The 22,299-nt window shown below is 45.1% G+C and carries 20 protein-coding genes; 8 read left to right on the top strand and 12 right to left on the bottom strand.

The window, feature by feature from the left end:
- Nucleotides 1-72: 72 nt before the first annotated feature.
- Nucleotides 73-516 carry a response regulator gene (locus GKG43_RS16120; RefSeq protein ID WP_347562075.1) on the bottom strand — a complete coding sequence of 148 codons (444 nt, stop codon included), beginning with the start codon at nt 514-516 and terminating at the stop codon, nt 73-75.
- Nucleotides 517-538: 22 nt separating this feature from the next.
- Nucleotides 539-1,681, bottom strand: a complete 1,143-nt coding sequence (locus GKG43_RS16115; RefSeq protein ID WP_055154270.1) for an aldo/keto reductase — start codon at nt 1,679-1,681, stop codon at nt 539-541.
- Nucleotides 1,682-2,544: 863 nt separating this feature from the next.
- Here GKG43_RS16115 and GKG43_RS16110 point away from each other — a divergent pair.
- On the top strand, nt 2,545-2,754 hold the full coding sequence (locus GKG43_RS16110) for a hypothetical protein (protein ID WP_055154273.1): 210 nt from the start codon (nt 2,545-2,547) through the stop codon (nt 2,752-2,754).
- Here GKG43_RS16110 and GKG43_RS16105 read toward each other — a convergent pair.
- On the bottom strand, nt 2,751-4,745 hold the full coding sequence (locus GKG43_RS16105; protein ID WP_242857618.1) for a thioredoxin domain-containing protein: 1,995 nt from the start codon (nt 4,743-4,745) through the stop codon (nt 2,751-2,753). The two genes, GKG43_RS16110 and GKG43_RS16105, sit on opposite strands and share 4 nt — an antisense overlap.
- Nucleotides 4,746-5,139: 394 nt before the next feature.
- Between GKG43_RS16105 and GKG43_RS16100 the strand changes: the two genes are divergently transcribed.
- Genes GKG43_RS16100 through GKG43_RS16090 form a run of 3 tightly spaced genes read left to right on the top strand, consistent with a single transcriptional unit; the run spans nt 5,140 to nt 6,273 of the window.
- Nucleotides 5,140-5,484, top strand: a complete 345-nt coding sequence (locus tag GKG43_RS16100) for a hypothetical protein (RefSeq protein WP_129879348.1) — start codon at nt 5,140-5,142, stop codon at nt 5,482-5,484.
- Nucleotides 5,459-5,923: a hypothetical protein gene (locus GKG43_RS16095; RefSeq protein WP_055154279.1), complete on the top strand. Its 465-nt coding sequence runs from the start codon at nt 5,459-5,461 to the stop codon at nt 5,921-5,923. Before GKG43_RS16100 ends, GKG43_RS16095 begins: the two co-directional genes overlap by 26 nt.
- Nucleotides 5,920-6,273: a helix-turn-helix domain-containing protein gene (locus GKG43_RS16090; RefSeq protein WP_129879346.1), complete on the top strand. Its 354-nt coding sequence runs from the start codon at nt 5,920-5,922 to the stop codon at nt 6,271-6,273. Before GKG43_RS16095 ends, GKG43_RS16090 begins: the two co-directional genes overlap by 4 nt.
- 143 nt (nt 6,274-6,416) lie before the next feature.
- Here the strand turns inward: GKG43_RS16090 and GKG43_RS16085 are convergent, their stop codons facing one another.
- The 4 genes from GKG43_RS16085 to GKG43_RS16070 all read right to left on the bottom strand — a co-directional run bounded on the left by GKG43_RS16085 (nt 6,417) and on the right by GKG43_RS16070 (nt 9,001).
- Nucleotides 6,417-7,034 (bottom strand): manganese catalase family protein, encoded by a 618-nt coding sequence (locus GKG43_RS16085; protein ID WP_050638793.1) that lies wholly within the window; start codon nt 7,032-7,034, stop codon nt 6,417-6,419.
- The gene (locus GKG43_RS16080; protein WP_055154281.1) at nt 7,035-7,490 is read right to left on the bottom strand and encodes a spore coat protein CotJB; all 456 of its coding nucleotides are present in this window, start codon (nt 7,488-7,490) and stop codon (nt 7,035-7,037) included.
- Between the two features lie 148 nt (nt 7,491-7,638).
- Nucleotides 7,639-8,214: a DNA-3-methyladenine glycosylase I gene (locus tag GKG43_RS16075; RefSeq protein WP_154253345.1), complete on the bottom strand. Its 576-nt coding sequence runs from the start codon at nt 8,212-8,214 to the stop codon at nt 7,639-7,641.
- 25 nt (nt 8,215-8,239) lie between these two features.
- Nucleotides 8,240-9,001, bottom strand: a complete 762-nt coding sequence (locus tag GKG43_RS16070; protein ID WP_055154283.1) for a Uma2 family endonuclease — start codon at nt 8,999-9,001, stop codon at nt 8,240-8,242.
- A 342-nt stretch (nt 9,002-9,343) separates the two neighbouring features.
- Between GKG43_RS16070 and GKG43_RS16065 the strand changes: the two genes are divergently transcribed.
- The gene (locus GKG43_RS16065; protein ID WP_050638795.1) at nt 9,344-10,498 is read left to right on the top strand and encodes a Gfo/Idh/MocA family oxidoreductase; all 1,155 of its coding nucleotides are present in this window, start codon (nt 9,344-9,346) and stop codon (nt 10,496-10,498) included.
- A gap of 122 nt (nt 10,499-10,620) precedes the next feature.
- On the opposite strand, the gene GKG43_RS16060 is transcribed toward GKG43_RS16065, so the two are convergent.
- From GKG43_RS16060 to GKG43_RS16045, 4 genes are all read right to left on the bottom strand, one after another.
- Nucleotides 10,621-11,418, bottom strand: coding sequence for an ABC transporter permease subunit (locus GKG43_RS16060; protein WP_154253344.1), 798 nt, complete (start codon nt 11,416-11,418; stop codon nt 10,621-10,623).
- The gene (locus GKG43_RS16055) at nt 11,418-12,314 is read right to left on the bottom strand and encodes an ABC transporter ATP-binding protein (RefSeq protein WP_055154289.1); all 897 of its coding nucleotides are present in this window, start codon (nt 12,312-12,314) and stop codon (nt 11,418-11,420) included. The genes GKG43_RS16060 and GKG43_RS16055 overlap by 1 nt, the downstream gene beginning before the upstream one ends.
- A gap of 160 nt (nt 12,315-12,474) precedes the next feature.
- Nucleotides 12,475-13,098, bottom strand: a complete 624-nt coding sequence (locus GKG43_RS16050; RefSeq protein ID WP_050638798.1) for a TetR/AcrR family transcriptional regulator — start codon at nt 13,096-13,098, stop codon at nt 12,475-12,477.
- 328 nt (nt 13,099-13,426) lie between these two features.
- The gene (locus GKG43_RS16045) at nt 13,427-14,623 is read right to left on the bottom strand and encodes an aminotransferase class I/II-fold pyridoxal phosphate-dependent enzyme (protein ID WP_050638799.1); all 1,197 of its coding nucleotides are present in this window, start codon (nt 14,621-14,623) and stop codon (nt 13,427-13,429) included.
- A gap of 344 nt (nt 14,624-14,967) precedes the next feature.
- Between GKG43_RS16045 and GKG43_RS16040 the strand changes: the two genes are divergently transcribed.
- On the top strand, nt 14,968-17,748 hold the full coding sequence (locus GKG43_RS16040; protein ID WP_083487122.1) for a response regulator: 2,781 nt from the start codon (nt 14,968-14,970) through the stop codon (nt 17,746-17,748).
- A gap of 75 nt (nt 17,749-17,823) precedes the next feature.
- Nucleotides 17,824-19,269 (top strand): GntR family transcriptional regulator, encoded by a 1,446-nt coding sequence (locus GKG43_RS16035; RefSeq protein WP_129879344.1) that lies wholly within the window; start codon nt 17,824-17,826, stop codon nt 19,267-19,269.
- 99 nt (nt 19,270-19,368) lie between these two features.
- Here the strand turns inward: GKG43_RS16035 and GKG43_RS16030 are convergent, their stop codons facing one another.
- The gene (locus GKG43_RS16030; protein ID WP_055154293.1) at nt 19,369-20,562 is read right to left on the bottom strand and encodes a DUF4317 domain-containing protein; all 1,194 of its coding nucleotides are present in this window, start codon (nt 20,560-20,562) and stop codon (nt 19,369-19,371) included.
- Nucleotides 20,563-20,943: 381 nt separating this feature from the next.
- Between GKG43_RS16030 and GKG43_RS16025 the strand changes: the two genes are divergently transcribed.
- Nucleotides 20,944-22,245 carry an MATE family efflux transporter gene (locus GKG43_RS16025; RefSeq protein ID WP_055154295.1) on the top strand — a complete coding sequence of 434 codons (1,302 nt, stop codon included), beginning with the start codon at nt 20,944-20,946 and terminating at the stop codon, nt 22,243-22,245.
- Nucleotides 22,246-22,299 lie beyond the last annotated feature (54 nt).

Below are 22,299 nucleotides of genomic sequence, written 5' to 3'. Positions count from 1 at the left end.
TCTTTCATACTGATTTTAGTATATCAGATTCATTAAAATCTGTCCGAAAAAGTGTCTTAATTTATGAGACCATTATACTTCAAGTTCAAAGGGCTTCACAACATAATCATCCGCACCATTTTGGAATCCGGATACGATGTCGCTGGAACCGCTGCGGACGGTCAGGAAAACCACCGGAAGCTCCTGCCATCTGGAGCGGATCCACCGGCAGAACCTGTCGCCATCCCCATCCGGCATATTCCAGTCAACCAGGGCAATTGCAGGCAGATTATTGGTAATCGCCTTCTTTGCTTCTGCTATTGTTGTGAAAACGGATACACTGCAATTGTGCTGTTCCAAATATGCTTTCACTGTCTGCGCGATATTTTCATCATCTTCAATATAATAAACGTCGATCATCTTGCCTTCCTTTCTCAGAACTTCAGGTTCGTGTTCCGTAAAGCCAATCTTATTTCCAAAAAATGCAGGATATCTAAAAGAAAGGATATCCTGCATTTTATAATTGATTATGAACATAGCGGGCAAGCCCGCTTCAACACTATTCACCAAAAAGCCGGTCTGCTTCTTTCATATTTTCAACCACAGACACCCCAAAAGGACACCGTTCCTCACAGCTTCTGCACCCAATACACTCATCTCCCCTGTGCAGCAGGCTGTGATAATGCGACCTGACAGACGGAGGCACCTGATTTGGTGTAAGGCGCGCGATATCCAGGTATTTGTTCACCGCAGCAATGTCAATTTCCACCGGACATGGATGACAATGGCCGCAGTACACGCAATTGCCCTGGAAATCATTTTTCATCGTCGCAATGACCTGGGAATAATCTTTATCTGCTTCATCCATGTCAAAATAACCGACTGCACTTTGCACCTCTTCTCTGGTCTGCGCTCCGACCATGACACTTGCCACTGAAGGCCTTGATAATGCATAGTGGATGCACTGAGGTACCGTTAACGGTTTTGCAAACGGAGAATGCTCTTCCGAGATCAGCTTTCCGCCGCCCAGGGATTTCATGACTGTTATTCCCACCTGATTTGCGCTGCAGATCCGGTAAAGTTCCGCCCTCTTCGGATCCAGGCCCCGGTAAAGCTTGACTCCCATATCGGTTTCTATATGGTCGAATATATATTCTTCTGACGGCAGCATATCAAAAGCAGGATTGATGCTGAACATCATCATATCCGGCACCCCTGTGCTGATGACTTTCGCCGCTGTGATCGGATTGTGGGAGCTGAACCCAATATGCCTGATATCTCCCTGCTCTTTCAGGCGGAGTACATAATCGACGAAATCCGTCTCAAATACATCCTTGTAATCTTTTTCCGTGTCTATAAAAAACATCATCCCAAAATCTATGTATCCGAAGATGCCAAGCATCTCCTCAAAATACTTTTTCACTGAGGGCAGATCACGGCTTACATCATACTGCTCATGAATGTCCGTGGATCCGATGTGCCCCTGGATCATAACCTGATCACGCCTGCTGCCAAGAGCCTTGGCAATATTTTCTCGTACCTCCCTGCCAGGCATAAACACATCAAAGAGATTGATTCCGTTTTCAATAGCAGCATCAATGACCTCTTTGACCTGCTCATATGGCTTTCCGTCAAGATGCTCACATCCAAGGCCAATCGCGCTTACCTTTTTCCCTGTTTTCCCCAACTCGTTATAAATCATATGCCTTACCTCCATACTGTACACCATATTTCATTGCGGCTGTATAATAAGAATAGCATAATCATCCAAATTTTACTATCATATAACACACATAATCGGGATATAGTTAACGAGCTTTAGACTCGTTGACGGACGCCGGACGCGAATGACGAGGGGAGTCCAAAACCTGCCGGGGCAATGTCTGCTGGTGAAATGTCCTGACACTGCGCGAAGAAGCTGTAGAAGAAAACAAAACGGGAAGGGAGGTACGTGCCGCATTTGTCCCGAATGCCGATGCATTCGCGCCGCAGGCGGCACCAGAATCTGCCTGGTAAGGCAAATTCTGCCCTCCCTTCCCGTTTTGTTTTCTTCAACAGCTTCTAATCGCTCGCTTTATGGACTTTTCACCAGCAGACATTGCCCCGGCAGGTTTTGGACTCCCCTCGTCATTCCCTGTTGCATCCAGACGGTGGTTAAGAGCTCGTTCCCCGGAGGGAGCCTCGTACGGTTGCAGCGGATGGGATAGAATTGGTGGTTCGTTTATAGCAATGTTAGTTTTAGATTCCCTTTCCTTTGTATATCTGATAAGGATATAGAAGTAATATCAATTCTATATATCCAGTAGGTGTATAAAAACTAAGGGGATACGACTTGCAGTATCAAACTAATTAATTACACATCTGGAAGATGAAAAGACGCGCAAAGCCAATTCCATCCGCCTCCCCCGTCTCGGGTTCCACTCTGGGGGCGAATTCTTTACTACCGACCGGATGAACCAGCCAAGCGGACCGTAAGCGGCAAGCCCTTTGGCCTGTATGGTCGGTTTAAAACGCCTTATAGCGGACGATTAGAAGCTCTTAGAGAGCTGGAGGCACCCGGAAGGGATGAAAATTGATTCTCCGAAATCAATTTTCAATCCGGCCTGTGCTGAAAAAATATCAATTTTTTCAGCGCATGCCGGATGTGCCCTTCCGGGTGCCTCCAGGTCTCTTAGAGCTTCTTCGTTAAGCGGTCAGGATTTTAAACCGACCATACAGGCCAAAGGGCTTGCCGCTTATGGTTCGCTTGGCGTCCCCATCCGTCGACAAGTCTAAAGCTTGCCGACTAAATCCCTGACAGGAGCCCTGCACCTTCCATTCTGGCACAGATAATACATCGCGCCCTCCTCAGGTATCGGATATTCTTTTACATACGGTATTATTTTTTCTAATTCGGCCTGGTTATTGCTGGTCTTTACAATAACCGAGCGGTTAAATGCAGGTTCTTTCAATAAGTGTTCTTTTAATGTCTCCGGCACCCTGTCCCCCGATGTGGTGCAGATGAGTTCCTGTGACGGATAAAGAGCCCTCAAAAGAGCCTGCAGTCCAAAGCTGTGCCCGGAAGGATATCCTTTTGCAGCACCGGTAAGAAAATGAATCTGCCGCTCCAGGGCTTCCTGCCAGAACGAATCACATGAATACTGTGCCAACTGGCTCAATAACACCGCTGCTGACGAATTTCCGGATGGGATCGCGCCGTCATAAGTTTCTTTTGGACGGGTTATCAAAGTTTCCGCATCCGATGCGGTCAGAAAGTATCCGCCATTTTCTTTGTCTTCAAACAATTCTGTCATTTGGCGTGCGAAAAATTCCGCCTCTTCCAGGTATATTGGTTCATAGGTCATACGGTACAATTCCAGAAGCGCCAGCCCATAGACCGCATAGTCATCCAGCTGCCCTGCTATAGCGGCCTCCCCCTCCCGCCATCGGTGAAAAAGTCTTCTGCTGCTGTCTGTCATAGATTCCCGGATAAACCGGTACGTATCTTCGGCGGCATTTTGGAAGCGGGCATCATCCAATATCTGCGCGGCTTTTGCCATCGCAATTATCATCCAGCTGTTCCATGACAGGATAACTTTGTCGTCTCTGTGCAGTGCAGTGCGGTTTTTCCGGTAATCATACAGTTTTTTCAGCCGAATATCATCTGCCGGCCACGCACTTCCCTTTTGCCCGATCAGATTTGGGATACTGCTGCCTTCAAAATTCCCGCTGGCAGTAATGTCGTAGATGAGGCAGAATTCCTCTCCGTCCTCACCGCCTAAAACCTTCAGAACCTCATCCGGAGTGAAAAAGTAATATTTTCCTTCGATCCCCTCACTGTCTGCATCCTGCCCGCAGTAAAACTGCCCTTTGGGTCCAGTCAGTTCCTTTAATACATAATCCAGAGTTCTTCCGGCAGTATCACCGTAATCCTTTTTCTTCGTTATATGGAAGGCATCCAGATATGCAATCGCAAGGAGGGCATTGTCGTAAAGCATTTTTTCAAAATGAGGCACCAGCCATCTTTCATCCGTAGAATACCTTGAAAAACCTCCGCCGATCTGGTCATTCATACCGCCGCGCGCCATTGCGTCCAGTGTGTGCTCTGCCATTTCCATAGCCATTCTGTCGTTCTCTAAACTGCCATAATGCAGAAGGAAGAGCAGGTTATGGGAAGCCGGAAATTTAGGCGCATTACCAAAGCCGCCCCACAGTCTGTCAAACTGCTGTCTATATAGGTCTACCGCTTTTTTTAGAATCCTTTTGTCCGGGGCGCTCCCTTCCTCGCAGTCTGAAATTGCAATAAACTCTGTAATCTGCTGCCCGGTCTCCAAAAGCCGCTCCCTGTCCTCTCTCCAGAGCCGGCTGATTTTCTGCAGTACTTCAATGAGCCCCGGATGCCCGTAGCGCGGATATGTCGGAAAATAAGTTCCCAGAAAAAACGGCTTTTGGTCAGGCGCCAGAATCGCCGTGAGAGGCCATCCCCCCGCTCCGGTTACTGCCTGGCAGGCCGCCATATATACCGAATCTATGTCGGGACGCTCTTCCCTGTCAACTTTAATACAGACATAATGATTGTTTAATACTTCCGCAACCTGATCGTCTTCAAAAGATTCATGAGCCATAACATGACACCAGTGGCAGGTGGAATATCCAATGCTTAAAAAAACAGGACGATCCTCTGCTTTTGCTTTATCAAACGCTTCTTTGCCCCAGGGATACCAGTCCACCGGATTTTCGGCATGCTGTAATAGATATGGGGATTTTTCGTATTTTAAATGATTCATATAGATTTGCCCTCCCATCTGCGGTTAATATGCCCCTTTGAGGCGTACTTTATTCTGCAGTTGACTGCGAATGCGGCTGTCAGGGCATATATTGCGGTGAATGCCCTGACCTATCTGAACTTATACTAATATTCTTCTTCGTTTAAGTCTTTTATTGCACATTACCTACTTGACATACGACAAGTAAAAGTGTTAAGTTTATTATTTCACAATAAACATGATATAGTTACCAAAACCGAGGAATTAGATCGCTCTGGATGCTTACTATCAGGCAGAGAGAAATGATAATGAAAATCCGCTTGACTTTTGTAGAAGAAATGGATGGGAGGAATACATTTACAGAATGCTCATTGTTGACTTTCTTATTTTGAATAGAGACCGGCATGGAGCAAACATGGAGGTTTTGAGAAATAATAAAACGAGGACATTAAAATTAGCCCCGCTATTCGACCATGGTCTTTCTTTCATTTTTCAATGTCATGAAGAAAATGAGATGATATCGTTTGATGTCATGCAAGATAGACCTGTCCAATGTTTTGTTGGATCCAGATCTGCAATGGATAATTTAAAATTAATACCTGCTAATCAACATCCGCATTTAAGCAGGCTGCAGGAGAAAGATAAAGAAAGCTTGTTTGAAGGTATTGATTCAGTTATGCCTATGGTTTGGCAGGAGAAAGTGTGGGAAATGATTTGGAAGAGGTGGCAATATTATGAAAGTTTTTGCAATCAAAGATGAAGAAGACAAACAGCTTAAAACTCTTGCGTATTTGATCTATTATGAAAGAGAAAAGAAATTTTATATTGAACTTCCTGAAAATGCTGACCCATGGGAAGTTCCACTGCTGCTGGATTCTTTCGTAAGACGAGGGGAATTCACTGTAAATGCATTTTGGAGCAAGCTATGGGTACAGCAGCGAATTGTGCCTCAGGATCGTCAAAACCTCGGACAGATTTTAAAAACTAATGGCCTTGAAACCTACAACGAGTATGAACTTCTTATGCTGGGTGAGGGTAGATGCGCCCAGGATAGTTACTATTTGGTCCCGCTCTGCAGTAAGGTGTTAAATGAACAGTTCCATATGAGGTACCAGATAAAAATAGAAGATGTAGTTCCTTTAGAAGGTTCAAAGCTTTTAGTTTTTTTCGGAATGGCAATGTACGGAAATGTAATATGAAACGCCTGCTTTCCTATAATGCACGCTTTGCTTCGATCATGAAGAATGACGAGCTTTTTAAAAAAGTATGCATTCAAACCGGAGGATATGGAGTTTGCTGGGGGGAGCATCTATCTGTCTCTGATAAAAAATTATATGAAACAGGAGAAAGTATTCCCCTTTCTATCAATGATTTCCGAAGCTTTGTTTCTTCCCGAACAGTAAATACAACACAAGCTTCCGAATTACTGGAATGTTCGAGGCAGAATATAGAGGATCTGGTAAAACGGGGGAAGCTGCATCCAGTAAAAGTGGATGCTAAGAGCAAGTTATTTCTGAAGAGTGAGATTCAGCAGCGCCTTTGGAGATAATGAATGATAACGAAAAAAACCTAAAGGCCACATTTGTTTATATCATGTGGTCTTCAGGTTTTTAAATCAGATCATTCATTTAAACTCGTTTATAATCTCATTCAATACTTATCAATTCACCAAATTATACTCTCATTTAAATTCTACAATTCTCCATGAAACATTTCTTTATCAAACTCCGGATTAAAGTAGTAGAAATTCTTACTGTCTAACTGCTCTTTTGTCTTTTCCAGTGCCTCTCCGAATCTCTGGAAATGGACGATCTCCCTGCTTCTCAGGAACTTCAGCGGTTCCCTGATCTCCGCATCCGGGATCATCCTTAGCAGGTTGTCATAAACCGTACGCGCCTTCTGTTCCGCAGCAAGGTCTTCCGTTAAGTCAGCAATGGCGTCCCCCTTGGACTGGAATTCAAGCGCTGTAAAAGGTACTGCAGCTGCGGCCTGCGGCCATAGTGCGGTGGTGTGATCAATATAGTAAGCATCAAACCCTGCCGTCTTGGCTTCTTCAATTGTCAGGTTCTTTGTAAGCTGGTACACCATGGAGCAGATAATCTCCATATGAGCAAGCTCCTCCGTACCGATATCTGTCAAGAGGCCGCCAACTGACTTCACAGGCATGGTGTATCTCTGTGCAAGATAACGCATGGACGCAGAAAGTTCGCCGTCCGGCCCGCCGTACTGGCTGATAATCATCTGTGCAGTTTTGGGGCAGGTTTTTGTAATTTTAACCGGAAATTGTAATCTTTTCTCATAATACCACATTTATACACACCCTCCTTCCCACGGCATCGGTCCCTTTTGCCAGCAGAATCTGTCATCATGGCTGCCGCAGTCTGCGATCTGGCAGCGCGTCAGCGGATTGAATGCGGATGCATATTCCTTCAGAAGCATTTCCCGTTCCTTTAGTTTTTCTTGATATAGTTCTTTTGCTTCCTCCTGCTCTTCGTGAGTGTCCAGATAAAGCGTCAGGTCATCTAATACAAAGCTGACCTGGGCAATCTTTCTCATCATGTCCTCTCTTTTGATCTGCTCATCTGACTTCTTTTCTTCCGGCTTTTCGGAATCAGAAGTATGGTGATCCATTACGATACTTGCCGCAAAAAAAGGTTTGTTCAAATCTTTAAAAATGGTACCAATATCCAATGCATCTTTGTCATCATATAATTCTCCCCATTGCTGCATAGGGATGGTTGCAATTGCAAGCTGTGTTTCTGACATAATTATCTCCTTTCTTGTAAATACTAGTGTTGCATATTTAGTATCTGCAAAAATCAGAGCACTATATTGTCAAAAATTGCAATAAGGACTCAAAGCGCCTTATTATGTTATCTTCCAAAAGTTACTATGTAATTGAAAGATCATTCAACTATCCATTTTTACAAAAGCAGTTTTTATCATGGTCATTCACCACACCCACCGCCTGTAAGTACGAGTATATGGTTACAGAGCCCACGTACCGCATGCCTCTTTTCTTCAAATCCTTTGATATACGGTCTGACAGCTCCGTCTTTACAGGAATTGTATCTGCCTGATTGATGATGATCTTTCCATCCGTAAATCCCCACAGATATCCGGAAAAAGATCCGTATTCCTTCTGTATGTCCATAAAAATCGTTGCATTATGAACCGCCGCTGTTATCTTTCCCCGGTTCCTTATAATCTGCGGGTTCTGCATCAGCTCCTCCACTTTTTCCGTTCCATAAGCCGCAATCTTTTTAACGTCAAAGCCATCAAAAGCCTCCCTGAAAAATTCCCTTTTCTTTAAAATGGTAATCCATGAAAGCCCTGCCTGAAATGTTTCCAATAAAAACATCTCGTAGAGCTTCTCATCGTCGTACACCGGTATGCCCCATTCCTTATCATGGTATTCTATATAAATAGGTGATGATAAATCCACCCAGAAGCAGCGCTTCTTCTCCACCTCATGTTCCTTCTTCTCCATATTGTATTCCTCCTTCTCCGCCGTATTATTCTTGTTCAGCCCACTTTGCAATACGGCACATCTTCAAAACCAGTTTCCCGTCAAAAATATGAACCGGTATGTCCGCATCAATCGGATAAATAATCGGGCAGGCTTCGTCTTCAAAAAAGTACACCAGCACCACTTTCTGATTCGGATCTACCAGCCAGTATTCCCGAACTCCGGCGTCTTCATATTTATGAAGTTTTATAATATAGTCCTTTCGCCTGGAACCCGGTGAAATGACTTCCAGCACAAAATCCGGAGCTCCCATGATATTGCGTCTCACAATCTGCCCCGGATTACAGACAATTGCAATATCCGGCTGGAGCATCGTCTTTTCGTCATTATCCAGCTGTACATCTACAGGCGAAATGAACGGTGTGCATTCTCCGTCCTGCTCCACTATATAATTTGCAATCTGCCTGTATAGCTCTCCTGCAATCAGCTGATGAAATGTATTCGGCGCTGCCATATCATAAAAGTAACCATCTATCAGTTCCACTCTCTGATCGTCCGGAAGTGCGCGGTAATCGTCTACCGTGTACATTCCCGGCTCACTTCCTGCGTGGTACGCAGAGGCTTCCCTCACCACTGCCGGCTCTTTAAACACATTCTCAAGCGCAAGAATCGTCGCATATCTCGGATTCTCCGTCTCCCCGTTAAATATCTTTTGTACGGTACCCAGCGGAACACCGGACAATTCTGCAATCTGTGCATACGTATAACCTTTCTCCTTCTTCTTCTGCTTCATCTCCTGAATCGTCATAACCCTTCCTCCTCCGCAGCATCCGTTTATGGTTATATATTACAACATTTAGGGAGAATTGTAAACCGAATCTTATGCAATACCGGTTAAATTTCGGTGTGCAGATCATTTTTTTTTAATATGCCTCCTTTTTTCTTTTTCGCATTCCTGGAATTCATTGCCGCCAGCACAAACAATGCTGCGTTTATAAGAACTCTGTCCGCCTGGTTACCGGCAAAAAAACAAAATGACACTGTTAAAACTGCGCATCAGGCATTATAATAAAGCCAGTAGATCGTAAAATAAGTAACCTGCTGTTTATAGCCTGTGAATGATTCATAAGTAGAAAGGAAAATGCGGACAATGAGCGTTTCAACAAACGAAAAAACAAACCACAATTATGCAACAAATAACAGCAAAAAGATCCGGACCGCTGTGGTAGGCTGCGGTGCGATCAGCGATATTTACCTGACCAATATGATGCATCGGTTCCCGAACCTGGAGGTCACAGCCTGCACGGCAAGACATTTGGAGTCAGCTCAAAAAAAGGCGGCTCAGTATGGAATTCGGGCCTGCAGCTATGAGGAGATACTGCAGGATGAAACAATTGATATGGTAGTCGTGCTGACGCCTGCGCCGACCCACTATGAATTAATCCGCCAGGCTCTGCTTAACGGAAAACATGTGTATACGGAAAAAACAATGACCGTTGACCTGGAGGAGGCTAAGGAACTGATACAATTATCGGAAGAGAAGGGCCTGTATCTTGGCTCTGCGCCGGATACATTCCTCGGGTCCGCACTGCAGAATGCCAGGCGGGCAATCGATGAAGGTGCAATCGGCGAGGTAACCTCCTTCCAAATCCACGCCAACCGCAATCTCGACGTCATAGCGAGTTTCGCAACGTTTCTGTGTATGCCGGGCGGTGGAATCTGCCATGATTACGGGGTTTATTATCTGACCGCTCTGGTGAGCCTTTTAGGTCCGGTTAAGCGGGTATCTGCGGTTGTGCGGAACAAGAATGAAAAAAGAAAGAATACGAGTCCGGGAACACAGGGCTACGGGCGGGAGTATGAGTACCGCAACGAAAGCCAGGCTGCTGCAGCTATGGAATTAAAGAATGGTGTATTTGGTACCTTTGTATTAAACGGCGACAGTATTTTGCAGGATCAGGCGGAATTTATGATATATGGCACAGAGGGTATTCTGAAGCTTACTAATCCGAATCTGTTTGGCGGGGAAGTGATTCTTATGACCAATGACAGCAAACAGTGGGAGGCCACAACAAAAGAAGCCGTCCATTATACGGATGCATTTTCAGAAAATAGCAGAGGAATCGGTCCGGCAGAGATGGCATCGGCTATCATCGAGGGCCGGCCAAACCGGGCAAATAAGGAGATGGCATATCATGTACTTGATGTCATCAGCCAGATGATAGCGAGCAGCGAGAGCGGTCGGTTTGAGGAGGTTCTGTCCGAATGTGAACGGCCAGCCGTTTTGGAAGATGGAATGTTTTAGGTTTTTTTCTCTTTACTCACATGCAATGACATGCTCGTATCCGTAATTTGAAAAGGCATGACCATTGAAATTCCGGTCATGCCTTTCCCCATGCTTCATGTATTGTTTTCCTATATTTATGATCAGAGCGGCAAATCACGCTTACTGAACCGTACAATCCCAATCCCGATAAGCACCAGCCCAGCTATATACAAAATGATGCATGTCATCCAGGCTTCACTGTCACCGGCACCCAATCCATCAACATTAAATAATGTCAGCGGAGTTACATATTTCAGATTTTCAAATTTATCCCCTACTCTTGAAAGCATCTGTACCAAAACGGAATATACTAATACTGCTGTACTGATTGACAAGGAATATTTGGATTCGTTAAAGAAACAGGATGCACAGAACCCTACGCCTCCTAAAAATATCAGCAGCCCCAGCAATCCTATATTTACTCTCAGAAATGCTTTGATTTCCATTTCTCCCGGAAACATTCCCTCACTGAAAGCAAGTATCAGCCCCGTCGCAAATCCTACCATAATAACCAGGCACAGAATCATGAAGACTGCCTGTGTCAGCATAATCCTCCAGCGTTTTACCGGCGCAGCCAGCAAATATGCCATTGATCCATTGTCTACATATTTTGCTGACAGCCTGTTCGTCAGAATAATAATAAATACTCCAGGAAAACCGATAAAAAGCCAGCCATACAAATAACTTGAAACAAACTGCAACAGGGTCGAACCAGGACTGTTCATTCCGAAGGCCGAGAAGATTCCTGGCATGCTTTCCGCCATCATTTTTAAGCTGTCACCCATTTTCGGATCATACATAATTGTAATCATACTCCCATAAACACTAAGCACGACAAGGAAAATTGCGAGCAATAGCCAGTTGGATTTTATTTCTTTCTTAAACAACGTTGCATTCATTATCTAGCACTCCCTTCTCCGTAAAAATGCATAAAGAATTCTTCCAGACTCTGCGTCTGCACATCTAAATCCGTAATGGAATATTCACTTGCCTTTTTAACGAAAGAATCTAAATTCCTTCCCACTCTGGCTGTCACAGTCCTGTTTCCCGCCTCATAGGATACTTTAGGAAACTCTGCTGCAAACGCTTCAGCCATAACTGCATTTTTAAAAGTAACCGAGATATTCTTCTGGCGGCCTTCTTTGAGCTTTTCAATCTCCTCAACAGCAACTAATCTGCCGTCACGGATAATGGCAGCACGGTCACATGTACGTTCCACTTCCTCAAACATATGAGAAGACATAAGGATCGTTTTTCCGGCCTTCTTCTCTGCAAGAATCAGCTCTACAAATCGATTCTGCATCAATGGATCCAAACCAGATGTAGGTTCATCAAGTAAGTAAAGCGAGCATGTTGTCTGCATAAAAGCACAGACAATTCCTATTTTTTGTTTCATCCCCTTAGACATTTTTTTCAGTTTACCAGATGCATTCAGCTCAAACATATCCATTAACTCCTGAGCCCGCCCCAAGTTTTTTATTTTTTTCATTCTGGCCACAAAATGAATGAACTCCAACCCGCTCATAGAATCTATAAATGCAATTTCACCTGGCAGATAACCAAGATATTCCTGAATTTTGTCAGCCTCTTTAAAACAATCCTTCCCTAAGATCGACAGTTTTCCGCTGTCCGGTTTCATAAATCCCATTAACTGACGGATGGTCGTTGTTTTTCCAGCCCCATTAGGCCCCAAAAACCCAAGAACTTCTCCCTGTTTCACGTCGAAGCTGACATCGAATACGCCCCGTCCCCTGCCATAATCCTTTGTGATATGGCTGATCTCAATTACACTCATTCTGATATTCCTCCTTGTTAGCTGCAATAAATTGTCCGGACAGGTTTGACTTTCTCAGTCAAACCTTAATATCAGAATACCGGATTGACTATTTTTTACAACCCCTTTGCAGAATTTTTATTTGCTTTTAATCTCTTTTAATTTTACCTGCCCATCCTTCCTAAATCTGATACTCCTCCTTATACACCAGCTTCTTCATCATATCCATCCAATCGTTGAATTCTTTTAACAATTCGTTAATATCTATGGCCTTCCCGGCCATTTGTTTGTCATGAATATAACCGTCCCCCATCCACCTGAGCATTTTATAGACCTTAAAAGGCTCCACGCTGTCCTTGAATTTATAAGTATCTATATGACCAAAATACATCTGGTACATCACTTCTTCCTGCATGGTATTGAAAGATTTTAATGTATCCGACACAATCTCATTCTCCGAGTAAAAAGCCCGCATAGCAAAATCCAGAATATACGGATGCTTCTCAAGCATAACTGCTTTTCCAGCGCCCGCATAGCGCAGCAGTTCAAAAAAATCGGTCAGTTCCAGAAAAGTCGTATCCGCAATCTGATCCTTCATAATCTCAATCAGGAAATTATAGACATACATATACAGTTCTTTCTTATTATGAAAATAATAAAAAAGCAAGCCCTTCGAAATCCCGGCCTTTACCGCAATCAAATCCGTAGAAGCTCTTTTATACTCATTCTTCCCAAACACCTCCATAGCTGCATTAATAATTCGCTCCTGCTTCTCCTCTGGAAGCGCGAAAAATTTTTCATTCATACTGTCCCTCCTCTGCTCTTCAATCATTTTGGCTAATACAAATTGCTTTGACTAACCTGGTCAGTCCTTTCTTAAAGAATACATGATTGACTATTTTTTTCAACCCCAAAAGCAATAGAAATGTATACCGTCCCCCTTCCGGCGGCAAAGAGCATGCTTATTCTCAAAAAAACCACATCGGATTGAAAGACTAACTGCTCACCCAAGCAGAATTTAAGGCAGCCCGAGCCGCGCAATTACTCAGAATTGCGCGGTGACAGCCACCGGTGTCTTTCAATCCGATGTAGTTTTTAATTTGCACCTTTTTTCGTTTTGTACTTACGCCTAATCATATGAACACATATTTTGCCAGTCTCTCCATAGCCTCTTCCACCAGAACTTTTGGAAGTGCCAGATTGACGCGGATAGAATATTTCCCATAGAATGGCCTTCCATCCTGCCATATGACGCCGACTTCAACTCCCGCCTTTAAAAGATCATCCAGCGTTTGTTCATGCTTATTGCACCACGCTTCGCAATCCAGAAACAGCATGTAGGTTCCCTGTGGCTTTGCCAGGGATATTCCTTCAAAATGACTGGTAATAAACTCGTATGCATAATCGACGTTTTCCCCCAGCACTGTCCTGAGTTCATCTACCCACTCTCTGCCCTCCTGTTTGTAAGCGCCGATCAGAGCATGCATGGACAGGACGTTGCAGGAATTATAGTGGGAAGCTGATGCATATTTTGCAAGGCGGTCACGCAGGTACGGTGCATAAATCACGTGATACGAGCCAATCAGTCCTGCCAGGTTAAATGTCTTGGATGGTGCATAGATGGCAATGGTCCGCTCCCTGGCATCCTCAGATACAGACTGCAGCGGGATATGGGTGTGCCCCGGCAGTGTCAGGTCTGCCCATATTTCATCCGATATCACAACACAGTCATATTTATGAAATAAAGCCATAACCTGTTCCAGCTCTTCCCTATCCCAGACTCTGCCCGTAGGATTATGCGGGGAACAGAAGATCACGCAGTGAATGTGGTTATCACGCAGCTTTCTTTCCATGTCTTCCAGATCCATGCGCCATGCGCCGCCGTTGCCGCGCACTAATTCACTCAGAACAAGTTTTCTTCCTATACTTTCCACGGTTTTTGTAAATCCAATGTAGGCAGGGGCATGCATAAGCACTGCTTCTCCCGGAGCAGTAAACGCCTGGAGCGCCGATGATACACAGCCCAGAACTCCATTTTCATAGCCTATATCCTCCCGGGTCATGCCCGTTACGCCAAAACGGTCTTTCTGCCAGTTGATGATGCTGTCATAATATACATCCGGCATATCAAAATATCCAAAATGATGGTGCTTCAGCCTGTCCTCCAATGCTTCAAGGATCGTCGGAAGCGTAGGGAAATTCATATCGGCCACCCACATCGGAATCCGTGTAAATCCTTCCTTGACCTCCACGCCCTCCATTGGGATAGTGTCTACTGCCAGCGCATCGTGTCCCGCCCGTTCCATGATAGTTGTAAAATCATATTTCATAACTTTTGTTTATCCTTTCCTCAATCGTTTCCCTGATTTTTATGAAACTGTTTCTATTCTATACCGCATATTCCTGTCCGTCAAGACACCCTGCCCGCTTCCGAAAGCTTTACCCCTGCCGGTCTGCAGCGGTTCAGGCAGGCCTGCACTGTTACGCCGATCTGTCCGGCCAGACACTATAACCTCTGCTGCTCTATTGCTTTTCCTTATTTATTCAGATATAATATGAACTAGCATAGTATGAACCAGCCTTATGGATATATTGAAACGTTCTGTACTGCCAGGTATCCATAAGATGCAGACAATCCCGAAACGAATTTATTATTAATAAAGGAGATAAAATCATGGAACTGGAAAGAGATCCGGCTGTCAAAGACCCTTCCGCAATTACATCGGTAGATATTGCCGGCAAATATGATGCTTTTCTGGAAAACATCGGCTCCAGCGCATGCAGATTTTTATTAGACAATGATTTGACTCTGCTGTATGCAAACAACAGCTTTTTCAAAAGCACAGGATATACGAGAAAAGAATTTCGGTCCCGCTTCACCAGCCTCCGACTGTATCTAAAAAACCATATCACAGAATTCAACAACATTCAAAGCTCTGCTGCTGACGCAGTCAACAAAAAGGAATCTGTGTTTACAGTAGATTTCACACTTCCGTTAAAGCAAAGCAGCGGGATCAGATGCCGCATGACAGGGAACTTTACAGGGGAGAGTGTCGGAGACAGCCCGATTTTTTCCGCCGTCCTGACAGATATCAGCGACCTGGCCGCTCAGAGTGAAGAAAAAGGGCAGTATTTTGAATGGATGATGGACAGCTATATGGGTAACATTTACATCAGTGATATGGAGACATATGAGCTTCTATATCTGAATACTATAGCAGTTGAAACCCTGAAGACCCCAAGAGAAAAAATAATCGGCCGTAAATGTTACGAAGTAATCCAGGGAAGGACTTCTCCCTGCCCCTTCTGTACAAATAATAAGCTGCGTACAGATGAATTTTATGAATGGGAATTCTATAACCCAATTCTGACACGTACTTTTATGATTAAAAACAGGCTTATTAACTGGAAAGGGCATAAAGCACGCATTGAGCTTTCCCATGATATGTACAGTACAGAATATAAGCTGGCGAAAAAAGACCAGGAAAGGGAAACGCTTCTCAGAACGATCCCGGGTGGTTTCGCCCGCCTGGACGCAAGGGATTTAAGCACGGTTCTCTGGTACGGTGCCGATTTTTTAAATATTATCGGATACACAAAAGAACAGTTTGAAACAGAACTTCATTCCCAGTGTTCTTACATACACCCTGATGACAGGGACCGGCTGCACGCACTCTTGAAGAAGATGCAGCATACCGGCGGAAACATGATTACAGAGGCCCGTTTTATTACCCGCAGCGGCCAGACGAAGACGCAGACACTGACACTATACTACGCGGACGCCAAAAGCAGCTGGGACGGGATTCCTTCCTTTTACAGCGTATGTATCGACGTAACGAAAGAAAGAAGGGAGCAGGAACGCCAGCGAAAAGCTCTGGAAGATGCATATCAGGCTGCCAAAGTAGCCAATTCTGCGAAAACCAACTTCTTATCTACTATGTCACACGACATCCGGACACCAATGAATGCCGTCATGGGGATGGCTGCCATTGCCCAGGCCAACCTCGACGAGCGGGATAAGGTCCGTGACTGCCTGAATAAGATCAATGTATCCAGCCGTCATCTGCTAAGCCTCATCAATGAAGTACTGGACATGTCTAAAATTGAGAGTGGAAATATTGATCTGCAGCCGGAAGAGGTAACTCTACCGGAGCTAATTCAGAATGTTTCCGATATCTGCAGGCCTCTCATTACAGAAAAACAGCTGGATTTCAAAATCAGTGTCAGCGATGTCCGGCATGAAAAGATTATTACTGATGGAGACCGGCTGCAGCAGGTTCTCATGAACCTCCTCTCAAACGCCATAAAGTACACGCCGGACGAGGGCACTGTCAGTCTGCGGATTAAAGAAATCCCGTCCCTGTCAGATAAAAAAGGGCAATTTGAATTTATCGTAACAGACAATGGCATCGGGATGTCGGAGGATTTCATTCCGTTCATTTTTGAGCCGTTTTCCCGGGCCGAGGATTCCCGTATCAGCAAGATCCAGGGAACCGGCCTTGGACTTGCTATCACGGAAAATATTGTGCGAATGATGAATGGATCAATCGAAGCTGCAAGCCAGATAGAAAAAGGAAGCAAGTTCACCGTTACTCTGCAGTTTGATCTGATTGATGAAGATATCCCCCGTGACAGTGAACTGGAGGGGCTGCCTGTCCTTGTCGTAGACGACGATGAAATCGTATGCGAAAGTGCCACTGCACTTTTAAATGAACTGGGTATGCGGGGCTTCTGGGTGCTCTCCGGCGCAGAGGCCGTCCGATGCACTTCAGATGCACACCGCAGCGGGGATGACTTTTTTGCTGTGATCCTGGACTGGAAAATGCCGGAGATGGATGGATTGGAAACCTTAAAAGCGATCCGCAGCAATCTGGGGGAAGACGTACCTGTTATCATTATCTCCGCCTATGATTATTCTGATATTGAAGCAGAATTTCTGAGCGCCGGCGCGGATGCCTTTATTACGAAACCGCTGTTCAAATCCAAAATGCTTCACGTCCTGCAGACATTTTTAAACAGCGGCAGGCTGGAAACGGCTGCTTCCCAGGCAGAGATCGTTCATCCGAAGCTTGCCGGAAAACGGGTGCTGCTTGTGGAGGACAACGCCCTGAACCGTGAAATTGCCACTGAACTGCTAAAGATGCAGGAACTATTGATAGACACTGCTGAAAACGGGCAGAGAGCTCTTGAGATGTTCGAGGCCTCCAAGCCCGGATACTATTCTGCAATCCTGATGGATATCCAGATGCCTGTCATGAACGGTTATGATTCCACAAAAGCAATTCGAGGCCTTGCCCGGGAAGATGCCAAAAATATTCCTATTCTTGCACTGACCGCCAACGCTTTCACCTCTGATATCGGAAAGGCATACAGCGCCGGGATGAATGACCATATTGCAAAACCCATTGACGTAACCCTGTTAATAGAAGCTTTGCAGAGACACCTCTGCCTGTGATTTTATGTGCAAATCCTACCGTGGTATGATATGATAAAAAGAAGATCGTATTATATTCAGGAAAGGGATGACACAATGTCTAATTATAACAGCCAGGAACAAACAATCTACCGCAACCTTGCCGGTAAAATACAACTGGGCTTTTACGATGATGGTGCGCGCTTCCCATCTGCAAAAGAAATTGCCGAAATGTTTCAGGTGTCCTACTGCCCGGCCCAGAGAGCTCTCAAGATGCTGGAGGCTGAAGGACTTATTAAGTTGTGCCGCGGGAAGGCTACAATTGTACTGGCAAAGCCATTCCAAAATTATCTGGAGAGTGATATTTTTAAGCGGCGCAGCAAATCTCTTCTGGATCTTGTCAAAACCATTAAGCTGCTCTCTCCCCCCACATGTTCCCACAGCGCAAGTCATATGGAGAATGGGTTTATTTTCGGAAAGACTTACAGCCAAAGGCTGCCGTATCAAAACACGAATATGTGGATACAGTTTGAACAATCGCTTTATGCTCTGGGCAGCCATACAGCCCTCAGTCTGTACTACGATATCAGCGCGTTTGCCGGAAGTTCTTTTCTGGATATACTCCGGCTGGTTTGCGGAGATCAAAAAGCCGGTACACTTATACATAGCACGGCTGATGAATACCTGCAGTATATTCAAAATGATAAGAAGGACGGATCTGCCGTCACAAGGCAGCATCTTGATACGCTTGCAGAAACATTCTTTGAGATGATAGAAAATTATCTGGAAGATATGCCGCCCCTTCCCGAAGACATGAACCAGGAACCTTTTTACTGGGAACCGCAAAAGGGCCGCACCCGCTATTGTGATATGGTGGCAATTGATTTGATCTGTAAAATCAACCAGGGCATTTACCCGGTGGGCACTTTGCTGCCGCATATTGCTGTTATTGCGGACACCTATCATATTTCAGAGATCACTGCCAGGCGTACAATTATGCTGATGAATAAGCTTGGGGTTGTGAAAACACTCAACGGAATCGGAACGAGGGTAATTTTTGCCGGTGATGCTTCGATTCCCCAAAAGCTCCAGGATCTGACTTTGGATGACAATATGATCATCTTCCTGGAAGCGCTGCAGTTTCTGGCCATTACGGGTGAGGCGGTTATGGCATACACTTTTCCGTATATTTCAGAACCACTTCTGGAAGACATTGTACATGCCGCATCAATACCGGGGCATGAACGCTCCAGAGTCGCCACGGTGGGCGCTATACTGCAGGCCATTGTCCGCAGCTGTCCGCTGGCAGCAATACGCGAAATATACAGCAAGCTCACACACCTGCTGTTAAAGGGCAGTATCCTCCGCCTGGAGACTACCGGAAACGAATCCATTCCCGGATGGCCCCGGACCGTTGACTCTATTTTGAAGGGCTGCCAAACGCCTGATGGCACAGAACTGGCCGCCGCCTGCCGGCAGCTGTTCGAAAATAATTTTGCCTCAACCAAACAGACACTGCTGGATTTGGGAATTCATAAGGCTGAAATAGTAACAGGGTTTTAGAACGATAAATCTAAGGGATATAAGAGAGGCTGAAAGATGATTTTGAAATCACTTTTCAGCCCTTTTTATCCTCTATAATTCACTTATTATAAAATGCTGCTATTCATTCCAGGGCGGTTCTTCCTCCCCGGATTCAGAGTTTCCGACAACGGTAATACTTCCGGGAGCCTTCATCGTGCGTACATTGATTCCATTTACCTCGATGTGGTCATCTACCGCGATAACCAGACACTGTCTGCCATCGATCACTCTTGTTTCCACAAGATCCATCCGCTCCGGATTGACTTTGATAATAACATCCGGTGTTTCAATATTGAACTTTCTGGTCTCTGCAATATTTGCAGCAAGCAGGGAAGCCTTTTCTCCTGCCGTCTCCTCAAAGTTCTTATCGAATTCCTCCATTTTCTCGTTTGGCACTCCGCTCTTCTCAAATAACTTTTTTACATCGGTCTTGTCCAGCGCCAGCGGCTCCGGCTCTTCCTTATGTTCTTCAATCATATCGTTTAAAGTTTCATGGATGCTGCGGACAGTTTCGTAGTCGCCGTCTTCGCCCAGCGTATCTTCAATCAGAAGCTGGAATGTCTCTTTCTGGGTGTCTGCGGACATAGGCATCTGTGCCCCCAGTACGCGGTCAATCATCTCTTCCTGCAGATCTTCTGACTTTTTCGTATAATACAGGACGCCATGAATATCCATATTGCGGTCTGTAAATGCTGGAAACAGAAAGCCCTTATCCGGCATATCCACAATCCAGTCACGTATTCTGTCCTGAATCCGGTTGTCCTCAGCATTATAGCAAAGGCCCGGCTTTGACAGGCTTACAGGACAAATGCTGCACAGGAGATATTCGTATACATGATCGGACGCATCAAACATCTCCATATCATCGGATGATTTGCCCGGAATATCATACATTGCATGGATCAGGACAATATAATAATTCTCTTCATATATGTAACTGTCAATAATCTTATCATAGAATTCTTCCAGCAGCATATCATCTTCCAGTTTGCTGGCTCTGAGCTTCATCAAAAACTCCTGGGTTCCTCCGGGCATCTCTGCATCCAGCGGAAATTCCATGTTCAGCATGTTGCGTCCCATCGCCCCCGATAATGTCTTTTTGAAAATATCAAAATACTTAAATGCTTCCTCCTCCGGCAGAGAGAGAAATGCATCTCTGGACTCCATCTTTTTATTTTTTTCATGGTCTACATAACATCCACAAATGCGTGTAATTGCACAATTTGCAGGTGTAAACTGTTTTCTGATCTCCAGTACTTCTTTTTTATTCATCTATCTTCCCTCTTTCTTCTATAAAAATTTGCATATCCATTGTGATTTGGTTCTGAACAGTAAGTCTATTTTACAACAAAATCTCTTTTCAGAAAAGCATTGATTTCTTTTTTTATCTGTGCTAGAGTATGTTTGTTATTACTGTTCAGACGGTGCCATGCACCTCGCTGAAAGCGACTTTGAGCAGACAGATGCCGGTTCTGCCATAAAACTTAACAATCGGCTGTTTCCTGCCGCCGGGTAGGAACCCTGAAGCATTCGTATGTCATACCATTAGGCCCTGGAAGGTATGAAACACGGATGTTTTTTTAATCTTCCATATAAAATAAAGGATATACAGAAAATGCACGACAATATTTGATTAATTCTACGGAGGTTTATATGAAAACAGATTCTATTTTCCTGACATTTATGAAATATGTCTCTGCCAATATTCTGGGAATGATAGGACTTTCCTGTTATATTCTGGCAGACACCTTTTTTATTGCCCGCGGAGTTGGGGCTGATGGGCTGACTGCTTTGAATCTGGCAATTCCCGCCTACAGCTTCATCAACGGACTGGGGCTGATGATCGGTATGGGAGGCGCCACCCGGTATTCGATAGCCGGAGGCAGCGGTGATACGCATTCACGTAAAACCGTGTTCACTCAGGCTTTATTATTTGTAACGGTACTGGCCGCCCTGTTCTTTTTGGCAGGCCTGCTGTTTCCCTATCAGATTGCAGCCCTTCTGGGTGCGGATGAGTCCATTCTGCCGCTCACGGGGATATATCTGCGCATTCTGCTCATGTTTGCGCCCATGTTCATGCTGAACAATCTGCTGATCTGTTTTGTACGCAATGACAAAAAGCCACAGCTGTCCATGACAGCCATGCTGGTAGGCAGCCTGTCCAATATTGTACTGGATTATGTATTTATCTTTCCGCTCGGGCTGGGTATGGCAGGCGCTGCATTTGCCACAGGGGTTGCCCCTGTCATCAGCATGCTGATCCTGTCCCGCCATTTCCGGCGGAAAGAAAATCAGTTCCATCTCTGCCGCATCAGACCTCGTTTGAAACAGATCCGGGATATATCCGCCCTGGGAGTCTCTGCCTTAATCGTGGAGGTCTCCTCGGGAATTGTAATGATCGTCTTTAACTTTCTGATTTTAAAAGACAGCGGAAATCTTGGGGTGGCGGCATACGGAATACTGGCCAACATAGCCCTGGTGCTGATCTCGATCTTCACCGGGATCTCCCAGGGTATTCAACCCATTCTGAGCAGCTGCTTTGGAAAAAAAGAAACAAAAAATGTCAGGAGCTTACTGCGCTATGCCCTGACTGCGTCCGTCCTTTTTGCTTGTATTTCCTATGGAGTCACCTATTTTTTCTCCGATGGGATCGTAGATCTGTTCAATAAAGAGCGCAGCCCTGCTCTGCACGAAATCGCTGTGAACGGAATGCACATATACTTTACGGCCTTCCTATTCGCCGGTGCCAACATCATTTCGGCAGCATACTTCAGCGCTGTGGATAAACCAGGCTGTGCCTTCCTGATCTCCTGTCTGCGGGGTTTTCTGTTTGTCCTCCCGCTGGCATTTACTCTGTCCGCACTGCTGGGGCTTAACGGTATCTGGCTTACCGTACCTGCGGCTGAATTCATGACTACCGTAGTGGTGCTTTTGCTATTTGGAGCGAAGAAGTGAGGTCTGCCGCCTGTATGAAGCGGAAGTCTGCGGGGCTGGTAAAACATGGTGGGA

This window comes from Eubacterium sp. BIOML-A2, from assembly GCF_009680135.1.
GTDB classification, from domain to species: domain Bacteria; phylum Bacillota; class Clostridia; order Lachnospirales; family Lachnospiraceae; genus Faecalicatena; species Faecalicatena contortus_B.
Note: the sequence above shows the minus strand (reverse complement) of the source record. Positions and strands in the feature narration are given on the sequence as shown.